At 64.8% G+C, this 7,267-nt stretch carries 8 protein-coding genes; 7 read left to right on the top strand and 1 reads right to left on the bottom strand.

The window, feature by feature from the left end:
- The first annotated feature begins 12 nt into the window (after positions 1–12).
- The 7 genes from J1902_RS16790 (at position 13) to J1902_RS16820 (ending at position 5,943) form a co-directional block, all read left to right on the top strand.
- On the top strand, positions 13–153 hold the full coding sequence (locus J1902_RS16790; protein ID WP_207617458.1) for a hypothetical protein: 141 nt from the start codon (positions 13–15) through the stop codon (positions 151–153).
- Positions 150–482 carry a hypothetical protein gene (locus J1902_RS16795; protein ID WP_207617459.1) on the top strand — a complete coding sequence of 111 codons (333 nt, stop codon included), beginning with the start codon at positions 150–152 and terminating at the stop codon, positions 480–482. Before J1902_RS16790 ends, J1902_RS16795 begins: the two co-directional genes overlap by 4 nt.
- A complete protein-coding gene (locus J1902_RS20015; protein ID WP_504739367.1) occupies positions 479–1,327 on the top strand; it encodes a helix-turn-helix domain-containing protein in 849 nt (282 codons plus the stop codon). Before J1902_RS16795 ends, J1902_RS20015 begins: the two co-directional genes overlap by 4 nt.
- Positions 1,328–1,962: 635 nt before the next feature.
- Positions 1,963–2,742, top strand: a complete 780-nt coding sequence (locus J1902_RS16805) for a hypothetical protein (RefSeq protein WP_207617461.1) — start codon at positions 1,963–1,965, stop codon at positions 2,740–2,742.
- Positions 2,739–2,885, top strand: coding sequence for a hypothetical protein (locus J1902_RS16810; RefSeq protein WP_207617462.1), 147 nt, complete (start codon positions 2,739–2,741; stop codon positions 2,883–2,885). Before J1902_RS16805 ends, J1902_RS16810 begins: the two co-directional genes overlap by 4 nt.
- Positions 2,882–3,220 carry an HK97 gp10 family phage protein gene (locus J1902_RS16815; RefSeq protein ID WP_207617463.1) on the top strand — a complete coding sequence of 113 codons (339 nt, stop codon included), beginning with the start codon at positions 2,882–2,884 and terminating at the stop codon, positions 3,218–3,220. Before J1902_RS16810 ends, J1902_RS16815 begins: the two co-directional genes overlap by 4 nt.
- A complete protein-coding gene (locus J1902_RS16820; RefSeq protein ID WP_207617464.1) occupies positions 3,217–5,943 on the top strand; it encodes a hypothetical protein in 2,727 nt (908 codons plus the stop codon). The genes J1902_RS16815 and J1902_RS16820 overlap by 4 nt, the downstream gene beginning before the upstream one ends.
- A gap of 135 nt (positions 5,944–6,078) precedes the next feature.
- Here J1902_RS16820 and J1902_RS16825 read toward each other — a convergent pair whose 3' ends face one another.
- The gene (locus J1902_RS16825; protein WP_207617465.1) at positions 6,079–6,615 is read right to left on the bottom strand and encodes a hypothetical protein; all 537 of its coding nucleotides are present in this window, start codon (positions 6,613–6,615) and stop codon (positions 6,079–6,081) included.
- Positions 6,616–7,267 lie beyond the last annotated feature (652 nt).

Here is a 7,267-nt window from a genome sequence, read left to right on the forward strand (position 1 = left end):
GGAAAGGACGCCATGACCACCTATACCCGCCCCAGTGAATGCACCCGCTGCGTCCCCGTCGAGACGCTCACCAGCGATTCCGGACTCAGCTGGACCATCGAGTCCGCCCACCAGCCCACCTGCCCCAACATCAGGAAGGACCACGGCAAATGAACACCAGCCCCAGCAGCGCAGGCGATCCCAATTACGATATCTACACCATCGACTTCCTCAACGACCCTGCAGCCGCAGGATTAGGCCCTGAGTTCGCCGGCATGGGGCTGCTACGCATCAGCGTGGAAGGCAGCGGACAACACGCAACCGCCCTCGTGGAACACGACTACGCAGTAACTGCCCTCACCGCCCGCCGCGACCTAGAAGGCTTCATCGCACTCTCCGCAACAGCCGTCCGGTGGCTGCGGCTGGGATGGCCCGAAGAATGGGGCACCCCCGAACTGCCCCCAACATGGGCCCCCGCCTACCCCGCCGGCGGCCACGCATGAGCGCGATCGAACCGAATGCACACGGTGTGCATACGCCCCGCGCACAACGCATTGGGCCAGACTCAGACGAGGGTTCGTACGGTACGGAGCTTGCGCGTGTGCGTGCGGGCGCGTTGGGCACTACGACGCCTCCGGACGGTACGGATGCGGAACGAAACGGTTTCCATGGATCCCGCGCAGGTGCGGGCGTTGGGCCTCACGATGATGCCGTAGCGGCGGGGCCGGGCGCTCTGGACCATTGGGGGAGCGTCCCTGAAGATGAACGCGCCACACTCGCGGCGGGGTTCGGTGCCGAGCTGGTCCGACTCCGGAAGGCGTGCGCTCTCTCTCAGGCCCGCTTGGGGGAATTGGCCGGGCTACGCGGCTCCCACGTCGGAAGGCTGGAGCGCGGCCAGCGCAGGCCCTCTGTGGCGGCCATTCAGGCACTCTCTCGGATAGTCGCCACCGAAGCCGAGAGAGACGCGGTACAGCACCGCCTGGCGACGCTGGCAGGCACGTCCTTGCGGGAGGGTGCGGCACGGAAGAAGCAAGCCAAGGACAACAAGCATCGCAGGTCGGCTCTCCGGTCCGCTGAGAAGGCGCACCGGCAAATGGCGGGCATCATCCGCGCCCAGGAGGCCCGCGGGGAGCTCGTGGCCGGCAACCTCCGGAGCTTGGCTGAGAAGTTGGGGGAGACCGTGACCCGGCTCCGCTCCGAGACCACACCGGATCCGGTCGGCATCAAGGGCGTCACGGCCAGGGACGCGCCCAAGCGCCGATTGGATCGGCCGCGGAGTCGCAGCCTCAAGGACATCGAGGCATGGGCGGCCTCATGGCGGGACAAGGATGACGACGATGACGAGTAGCTTTGACCGGTCAAAAGCAAAGGCGTGCGCGTGCGCGTTGGGCCACGAAAGCCCTTCGACCGGTCGAATGAAGGCCGGCATCCGAACCGTTCGGATAGGGCAGGTGAGCTGATTGGGGAACAGTTCGCAGGCTGAAAAGCCGCGTCATTGCTGGGTTCTTTCGAGGCGTGAGCACATGGTGAGCACGGAGGGTCTGCGCGGCCACAGCCGAACGAGGTTCCTGGAGTGACCGGCCGGCCTGACAACGCCGACCCGTCGCCGTCCCTGGGGGAGCTGGTGCGCGGTCCCATTGCAGCGGGAGTGCTCCGGTCCCTCATGCGGGATCAGGAACGGCAGATGCGGGAGAACGGCGCCGGCGTCCAGGTCTGGGCCTTGCCGGTATATAGAGCGCTGCAGGAAGCGTCAGGCGCGGAGCTTGAGCCGGCCGCCGTGGCGTCCGTTATCGGACGTGCCCCAGCAAGGATGAGAGCAACCAATTGGGTTGGTGTCATGGAAGCGGCGACCCGGACCGGACGGAGCGACCGGCAGATACGTCGGCTCGCCTCGTCCGGCCGGGTCATTGCGAAACGCATAGGCCACCGGAGCTGGTTGGTTGACATCGAATCATTGGAAAACGTCCTAAGGAATCAGGCAGCATGAGCACCACAGACATCGACCCGGACCAGATCATTGCCGACGCTGAGCAGGAAGCCGCAGAGGCCGAGAAGCTCGTCGACACCCTCGAGGAGGCGGTGAAGTCCGGAGACGACAGTGTGACCTTTGAGCAGGTCGAGAAGGCCCGCGGACTGCTTAGCTTCGTCCGGCTCCGCAAGGAAGCCGCCACACGCAAGGCAGCCGCGGCCAAGGAAGCGGCACGCGTCGAGGCCTGCGAGGCACTGAAGGCCGACATCACGACTCAGGTCAAAGGCGACGGGGACAGGTTCAGCAAGCAGCTCAAGACAGCCGTGGACGGCCTCCGGGAGCTGTACGAAGCGGCGGAAGCACGCAACGAGAACGTACGGGAATTCCGTCGCCGGGCAGGCAACCTGGGCATCCCGGAGCAGAAGCACATGGGTCCTGCAGCAGCGACGCACGGAGGGGTGAGACTGGCAGCCAACGGCGGTCCTGGATTGACCGCTGGCGTGATCGTCGGACGCCGCAGGGTGGACGTCATCGACATCAACATCTTCGTCAACCGCGCTTTGAACATGCTCGCCCGTGAAAACAAGTACAAGCACCTCGACTTTGTCGATGCCGGCGACGACCTTTTTGGGGATCTGGCGCGGGTTGATGCGGAGGCCCCGGAGAGCACCGCCAAGTACTTCTACCGTGGACCCAACGGCGGCGTCTTCGCCAAGGATGACCCCTTCACCCCGGAGGAGATCAAGCGCAACCAGCTGACGGTCATCACCAAGGCTGAGGCGTTTTCGGAATGACCACCGCGGAAGCGAAGGGCCAATGCACGGCGGAACAGCTCAAGACCATGAGCGCCGAGGAGATCGTCAAGGCCCAGCAGGACGGCCGCCTGGACTCATTGCTGGGGCGCGGATCCAAGGACTTGGCGGGGGAGGCCTCATGACCGGCAGCGCGGGATTCGAGGCGATGTTGGACGGGATCACCGAACGCGTCGAGGCGGCCATCCCGGGGGCTGCGTTCAAGGCCATGGAGCACGTCCGGCAGGTGGCCGTGAACCGCACCCCGCTGGAGGACGGCGACCTCCGCACGTCCGCGTCCGTGGTCCCCACCCCGGAGGGCGCGAACGTCGTCTACGACTCCGTCTACTCGCGCTATCAGGAGTACGAGCACTTGCATCACGAGGTCGGCCAGCGCCTCTACCTGACAACCACCATCATCGGTGAGGCCCCCAAAGTGATGGGCATCCTGACCAGTGAACTAGGGAAGGCGATCGGATGACCACCACAACGGGCAGCATCGACGCCCGACTGACCATCGACACGTCCGACTTTGAACGTGGCGCTGCCGAGGCACGCCGTGAGGCCGCCGAACTGGGGGCCCTGAGTCCCGAGATTGAGGTAAGCGCTGACGCTTCGGCCGCCATCGCTCAGATGGCGGCCACCGTATCAGAAGCGGACAGGGTAGCGCTTGCGAGTGGCCGGGTCGAGCTGGCGAGTGACCGGGTTCGGCTTGCCCAGATGCGTCTTGATGAGGTCACCGGCAACGCCAACGCTACGGATCGGCAGCGGTTGCAGGCCCAGATTGGTCTTGCTTCGGCGCAGCAGTCTTTGGCTACGGCTACGTCTCGGCTTGCCGAAGCCACTGAGAATGACACGGCCGCCACTGACCGCAACGAGGCATCCCACAGCCGCGCTGATCGGGCGAACCGGCGGCATGTCTCCGGGATCCAGGTGCTCATTGCCCTGTCCCCGGGCATCCTGGCCGCTGCCGCCCCGATCGGAGCGGCGGCGATTGGCTTGGGTGCAGCGTTTGGTGTCATGGCCGTCTCCGGTGTCGCCGCCGTCGCCGGCATCAAGCGGGAAATGGAATCCGGCACCGCCGTCGGTGACCAGTACGCGGCCGGGCTGACGGTCCTCAAGGGTGACCTTGACCTGCTCTCCCGCACCTCAGCCGTGGCGATGCTCGACTCCTTCACCACCAGCGTGGGCGACATCAACGCCCGGATGCCGTTCCTGAACCAGCTCCTTGGCGAGTCATCCGCGCAGTTGGGCCAGATCGGCGGGACCGCCCTGCGCGGAATGCTCGACGGGCTGCAGGCCATGAACCCGCTGATCCAGGCCGGCGGTGTGGAGCTCGGCAAATTCGTGGGCTGGCTCTCGTCCTTCTCCAACACCCCTGGTTTCCAGTCGTTCGTGTCCTACGCGGTCACGAACCTGCCCTCCGTGACGGACATGCTGCAGAACCTTGTCACACTCGGCGGGAACATCCTAGCCGCGTTCGCACCGCTCGGGCCTGTGGTGATCGGCATGATCAGCGGCCTCGCTGACGGACTCAACAGCGTCCCCCTGCCCGTGCTGGCCGGTTTGGTCACGTCTACCCTGCTGCTCGGCCCCGCCCTGCGGCTCGCGTTCGCGTCGGAAGTTGCCAAGATGATCGGTGTCGTGGCCGCGCAGATCGGCTTGACCGGGGTCATGGCCAATTTGGCCGTCCCCGTCGTGGGTATCCTCACTGCAGCTTTGGCTGGTATCGGCATAATGGCCGCAACCGCAGCCATCGGCACTCAGCAGGGCACGGCGGCGCTCACCGACTACACCCAGGCCCTCCGTGCTGACAGTGACGCCATCGGGGAGAACGTCCGCGCCACCGCGGCCAAAGCCCTGTCGGACGCTGGGGCGTTCGCCGCAGCCAAGGAGCTGGGCATCAACCAGAAAACCCTCACAGACGCGGTCCTCGGATCCGCTGATGCGATCAACCAGGTCAACGATGCGGCCCGCCGCGGCAAAGACTTCGTGAACGACTGGTCACAGGGTGTCATGACCCCGGATGGCATGTACGTTGCCACGGACGCGCAGAACAAGATGGGCAAGTCCATCGAGATCGTCACCGGGCAGCTCGGCACACAGTCCGGGGCGATCGCGAAGAGCAAACAGGACATCGAAGACCAAGCCGCGGCCACGGACAAGAACACCGCTGCAACGGAAGCTAAGATCGCCGCCGACGAACGCGCAGCCAGTGTGCTGGGTGTGACTGTTGCGGCGATCCAGGGTGCAAAGAAGGCGCAGGAAGACCACAAGGCGGCCGCTGATGCTGCCACCCTGGCGCTGCAGCTGGAGAACAACGCGGCGGGCTTGTTGAAGCAGGCGTTCGATGAGCTGAACGGCAAGTCGCTCGGTTTGGAGCAGGCGCAGACCCGGGCAGCCGCGGCGACGAACTCCGTGTCGGCGTCGTTTGTGCAGAACGGTGTGGCGATTGCGGGTGGCACGGCCGCGGCGGTGGCGAACCAGCAAGCCCTGCAGAACAAGGTCGCAGCGGACCAGGCGGCGGCTGAGGCTGTCGCGAAAGCCACGGGCAGCACCGAAGAGGGCACGAAGGCCTACGGGGCGTCCAAGGCCGCGCTGGAGGAATCCATGCGCGCCCAGGGCCTGCTCACGGAAGAGGTTCAGGGGTACATCAACAAGCTGTACGACGTGAACAACTTCAAACCCAAGCCGGTGGAGCTGGAAGTGCAGAAGGCGAAAGCCGAGGCTGACATCGCGGCGTTCCAGGCCAGAGTGGATGCGTTGCGTGGAAAAACGATCGACATTATCACCCGGAACAGCTCCGTGGAGGGCGGCACGGGTCCGTCCGGTGGCGCGGTGGGCAAAGCAGGCCAAGTGGTCGGGTTCGCGACGGGCGGGCCGGTGCCGGAGTATCTTGTGACGGGCGGGCACCCGGGCGGACCCCGGGGCACGGACACCGTCGCCGCATGGCTGACACCCAATGAGTTCGTGATGAACCGAGCCTCGGCACAGTCCATCGGCACGCCAGCGCTGAATTACATGAACCAGACCGGGCAGCTCCCGCCGGCGGCTGCGGCCGCACCGGGGCCCGCCATGTTCGAGGGAAATCTTTACCTCGACTCGGGCGAGTTCCTGGGCAAGGTGCGAGGCATCGCGAAGCAGGAAGCCGGAGCAGCCATTGGTTCGGTTGCCCGGTCTATCGGCCGGGGCGCGTCAGTCTAAGCGGCCCCGTGCTCACGGTGTGATCACAGGCCGAAACTGTCCAGCAATAGCAAGGATTCCGGGGCTGTGAGTTGATACCGAATCAGCTCACAGCCCCGCTCACGGAGGCAGATGGTCGGCTCGTAGCGGTCCCAGCTACCGACTGTGTTGGACGGACCCATCAAGGGCGGTGGCGATTTGTTCGGACGCCGACTTTTCCCCGGGAAGGTCAGCAGCCGGTATCGGGTGCTTCTCGAAGGCGTACTTGGTCAGATTCCCGGCGTCGTTCGTGAGCTGCCAGTGGAACGTCATGTCGCGGCGGACGTGGGCCGTCCACCCTGTACCGGCCGCGTAGTAGACCTCGTCTTTGTTGACCTGGATGACGCTCGCGACGCCCGCAGCGGCTTTGGCGTCGCTCCAGCTGTAGAAGTCCACTGTGCGGCCACCAAGGACGCAGGAAGCCGTGGAGGCCATGCCAGGGCCACCCTTCCCCACGTCGCTAGCCTGGACGGAGCCGCAGCCCGGGACCAGGGCGGCGATAGCCGAGGCGGTCTGTCCGTAGTAGGTCGTTGGTTTCGGCTCGGGCGTGGTGCTCGCCGCTCCCGTTTGATCAGTTGTCCCTGCAGTCGAACCGCAGCCAGCCAGTACCAATGCCAGCAGCGCAGCGCCAGCAACCCCCAATATTGATTTCATGCCTTGATCGTAAGGCAGCCTTGGGGAAGCTCTCAGTTTGGATGCGAGCTATGGACCCGTGTCCTCATGCCCTTGAATGAACGTTTCCCAGCAGCCGACTGGCCTGCGCTTTATCGAATAGGCGCCATCCAGGAGCCCCTGGCATTCAGCCCAGATCTGCGCTTGCCCTGCGGTATTGAACCCTAGTTCCAGGATGGCGCTTCCCTGGCTCACGCAGTACTCGATGCCTGTGGCCAGGACGGCGCTCGGTTCCGTAAGTATTCTGTCCAGCGTTGTCATGGCGCAATCCAAACACGGTGGTCCAATAATGGCTACATGCACCCATGAGGGGCAGGGCCTAGGGTGATCACCAAGTGAGCACGCACCGCGGAACATGGCCGGATACGAGGGGCCATGCAGACGACAGGGTAGCCCCGGAAATTGCCTAGATTCCGCACCAAACTCCATGTCCGGTACTGGCCGGTCACGGTAGTTGAATCACTGTAAATCAGCTGGCAACGCCTACGGGGGTTCGAATCCCTCATCTGCCACCCAAGGGAAAATCCCCGGAACCACATGGTTCCGGGGATTTTCTCGTTCCGGGCTGACAATTCCCTCCCTTGTTCGCAGATCCCCGCGTTCAACGGGGTGTTTTGCGAACAACGCAGGGTTT

It is taken from the genome of Arthrobacter cavernae, from assembly GCF_017368795.1.
GTDB lineage: Bacteria > Actinomycetota > Actinomycetes > Actinomycetales > Micrococcaceae > Arthrobacter > Arthrobacter cavernae.

Bases quoted from the DNA above. Each gene is read 5' to 3' on its own strand.
- J1902_RS16790 (WP_207617458.1), top strand. From the start codon at position 13: ATGACCACCTATACCCGCCCCAGTGAATGCACCCGCTGCGTCCCCGTC.
- J1902_RS16825 (WP_207617465.1), bottom strand. From the start codon at position 6,615: ATGAAATCAATATTGGGGGTTGCTGGCGCTGCGCTGCTGGCATTGGTA.
- J1902_RS20015 (WP_504739367.1), top strand. From the start codon at position 479: ATGAGCGCGATCGAACCGAATGCACACGGTGTGCATACGCCCCGCGCA.
- J1902_RS16795 (WP_207617459.1), top strand. From the start codon at position 150: ATGAACACCAGCCCCAGCAGCGCAGGCGATCCCAATTACGATATCTAC.
- J1902_RS16815 (WP_207617463.1), top strand. From the start codon at position 2,882: ATGACCGGCAGCGCGGGATTCGAGGCGATGTTGGACGGGATCACCGAA.
- J1902_RS16810 (WP_207617462.1), top strand. From the start codon at position 2,739: ATGACCACCGCGGAAGCGAAGGGCCAATGCACGGCGGAACAGCTCAAG.
- J1902_RS16820 (WP_207617464.1), top strand. From the start codon at position 3,217: ATGACCACCACAACGGGCAGCATCGACGCCCGACTGACCATCGACACG.
- J1902_RS16805 (WP_207617461.1), top strand. From the start codon at position 1,963: ATGAGCACCACAGACATCGACCCGGACCAGATCATTGCCGACGCTGAG.